At 72.7% G+C, this 2,522-nt stretch carries 2 protein-coding genes; one reads left to right on the top strand and one right to left on the bottom strand.

Annotated features, from left to right (window positions below; all coding sequences use genetic code 11):
• On the bottom strand, positions 1-1,757 hold a 1,757-nt coding region (locus NBZ85_RS30175; RefSeq protein ID WP_261563326.1), incomplete at its 3' end, for an ATP-binding response regulator.
• 227 nt (positions 1,758-1,984) lie between these two features.
• On the opposite strand from NBZ85_RS30175, the gene NBZ85_RS30170 reads away from it, so the two are divergent.
• Positions 1,985-2,290 (top strand): MTH1187 family thiamine-binding protein, encoded by a 306-nt coding sequence (locus NBZ85_RS30170; RefSeq protein WP_261553781.1) that lies wholly within the window; start codon positions 1,985-1,987, stop codon positions 2,288-2,290.
• Positions 2,291-2,522 lie beyond the last annotated feature (232 nt).

Raw genomic sequence — 2,522 nt, 5'->3', positions numbered from 1 at the left:
GCTGTCGACATCCTCACCCTCCCGCTGCAGCCGGCGACCAGGCTCGCCGGCTGCAGCGGGAGGGTGAGGATGTCGACAGCCCCGGCGCGGCGCAGGATGGCGCGTTCGTGGGGGTCGGTGTCCTCGGTGAGAACGAAGGCCGGAATGGCGGCCGCGGTGGGGTCCGCCGCGAGCTGGGCGAGCAGTTCGGGTGCGGTCGCGTCGGGCAGGTCATGGTCGAGCAGGATGAACGCCGGCCGCGCGCGGCGCACCGCGTCGACCGCGAGGGCCGCCCGCGGCACGGTGACCGGGTCGGCGGAGAGGCTCTCGGTGAGCATGTCCGCGACCGCTGCCCGCACGGCCGGGTCTCCGCTGACGTGCACGACCCGAAGACCGCCAGGAGCCGCCCGGCGCCCGGCCGCGGCCGGGCCGTTCCCGCCACCGACCCCGGAGACGCCCGCGTGCCGCCCTCCGTAGGCACCCTCGACGGCACCGTCCCGGCGGGCTCGCCCGTTGCCGGCTTCGCCGTATCCCGACTGGCCGTACCCCGACTGGCCGTATCCCGACTGGCCGTACCCCGACTTGCTATGACCGGCGCGTTCGTGACCGGTCTCGGCGTAATGAGCGCGCCCATGACCGGCGTCGCCGTAGCCGGCGCGGCCGTACCCCGCTTCGCGGTAGCCGGAGCCGCCAAGATGATCGCCGAAACCGTCGTCGTCCTCGTCGGGGTCCTCGAAGCGCATGTCGACGGCGTCGAGCACGACGGCGAACACGCTGCCGACCCCGTACCGGCTGGCGACGGTCAGCACCCCGCCCATGGCGGTGACCAGGGCGTGGGACAGGGCGAGCCCCAGCCCGCTGCCCTCGATCCCGCTGCGCTCGGCGCCGAGCCGCTCGAACGGACGGAACAACCGGTCGATCGCCCGCGGAGACAGGCCCGCGCCGTCATCCTCGACCTCGATGCGGATCCGGGAGCCGGTGATCGGCACGATACCGACCCGCACGCTGCCGCCTTCGCGGCCGTACTTCAGGGCGTTGCCGACCAGGTTGAGCAGCACCTGCCACAGCCGGCGCCGGTCCGCGTCGGCGATGAGCGGCACGGCCGGGTCGATCACGCGCCGGATGCTGCGCTGGGCGGCGAGCGGTTCGACCAGCTCCACCACGCCCTGGACGATGTCGAGGACGTTGACCGGGCCCTTGTTGATGTCGCCGCGACCCGCACGTAGCCGAGCCAGGTCGAGCACGTCGTCGATGAGCGCCTGCATGTGCCGGCCGCCGGTGATGATCCGTTCGACGTCGTCGTGCAGGTCGGGGGTGAGTGGCTCCAGTTCCAGCAGCTGGGCGAAACCGAGCATCGCGTTGAGCGGGGTGCGCAGCTCGTGGCCCAGGCGCGCGATCAGCTCGTCCTTGGCCCGGGAGTCGTTCTCGGCGATCTCGCGGGCGCGCTGGTCGGTGGTGTCGCGGGCGAGCAGGATCAGCCCGCCGTCCGGATCGCGCCGGATGGTCACGTGGTGGGGCACGGTCGCCCCGGTGGGGTCGACCAGCCCCACGGAGCCGCGCCACTGCCCGGACTGCGCCAGCGCGGCCGTGACGGCCTCGCCGAGCGCCGCGCGGAACGCCGGGTCGACGACCTCGATGAGGTCCGGCAGACGCGGGTCGCGGGGGATCCGGTCACCGAGGAACGCGCGGGCCGCGGCACCCAGGTCGGTGACATGACCGTCCGCACCGACGACCACAGCCAGGTCCGTCAGCGCGTCGAGCAGCGTGCGTGGCCCCACCTACGCCTCGTCATCCGTTTTCTTCCACCCCACGGCGGGCAATGGTAGGGCGTGCCGTCAGGGACCGTTGTCCCGGGTTTGCGTAATCGCCCAAGCGGGGGTCGATCGCGCAACTTTTCGTGACAAGTCACTAGCTTACCGACCAATCCGTTTTGTCGACGTAGCAGGCGCGTGGCGCTGCGTCGGAGAGATGGCCGCGGGGGCACCGGCGTGGTAGGTCTGATCGCATGCTGGTTGCCTTCAGTGTCACGCCCATCGGAACCGGCGAGGGTGTCGCCGAGCTGGTCGCCGAGGCGGTCCGCATCGTGCGCGCCAGTGGTCTGCCGCACGAGACCAACGCCATGTTCACCACGATCGAGGGCGAGTGGGACGAGGTGATGGACGTCGTGCGCCGGGCCACCGAGGCCGTCGGCGGCCGTGCCGGCCGGGTCAGCCTCGTCCTCAAAGCGGACCTGCGCCCCGGTGTCAGCGACGCCCTGCACGGCAAGGTGGCGAGCATCAACCGACTGCTCGCCGGGGACGAGGCTGGTTGATTCAGGCCGCCGGGCGCCGCGGCGGACAACGGGCCCCGAAAAGTCCTGCGCCGGCAGGGCCGTCAGCCCCGCCCGGATGTCACGATGGAGGCATGCAACGTAGGCCACCAGTCCCATCCGGATCGCCGCGGGGTGCGGGAGGCCCGGGACGACCCGGGCGCATGCCCGACAGCCTCGGCGGTCTGCGCCTCGCCGGCGCCGTCCCGCTGGATCCGAAGCCGGCCACCCCGCC

Origin of the sequence: Frankia tisae, assembly GCF_025403405.1 — a bacterium.
In the GTDB taxonomy this organism is placed as follows: domain Bacteria; phylum Actinomycetota; class Actinomycetes; order Frankiales; family Frankiaceae; genus Frankia; species Frankia tisai.
The sequence above is the reverse complement of the archived record's forward strand: the minus strand, read 5'-3'. Positions and strand labels throughout refer to the sequence as shown.

What these genes read in the sequence shown, in the direction of transcription:
- NBZ85_RS30170 (WP_261553781.1), top strand. Translation starts at nt 1,985, where the DNA reads ATGCTGGTTGCCTTCAGTGTCACGCCCATCGGAACCGGCGAGGGTGTC.